Annotated in this window: 1 pseudogene; it reads left to right on the top strand. The window is 73.7% G+C overall.

Annotated elements, in window-relative coordinates:
- Positions 1-247, top strand: a pseudogene (locus RB628_RS43085) (ATP-binding protein); the annotation flags it as partial.

Below are 247 nucleotides of genomic sequence, written 5' to 3'. Positions count from 1 at the left end.
GTGCCGCTGCTCGGCGAGATCGCGCACACCCTCGGCTCGCCCGAGCGCCTCGACCAGGCCCTCGGCGACCAGGCCGGGCACATGGGGCCCGCCGCGCAAGACCTCGCGCATGCCCTGCGCCGTCTGGTCCACGGCGACTTGAGCGGCATGTTCGACGCGCCCTCGACCGTGGCCTTCGACCCGACCACCCCAATGCTGTCGATCGACCTCTCCCGGCTCGGTGGCTCGGGCGACGACACCGCGCTGG

Source organism: Streptomyces sp. ADMS (assembly GCF_033441795.1).
In the GTDB taxonomy this organism is placed as follows: domain Bacteria; phylum Actinomycetota; class Actinomycetes; order Streptomycetales; family Streptomycetaceae; genus Streptomyces.
The sequence above is the reverse complement of the archived record's forward strand: the minus strand, read 5'-3'. Positions and strand labels throughout refer to the sequence as shown.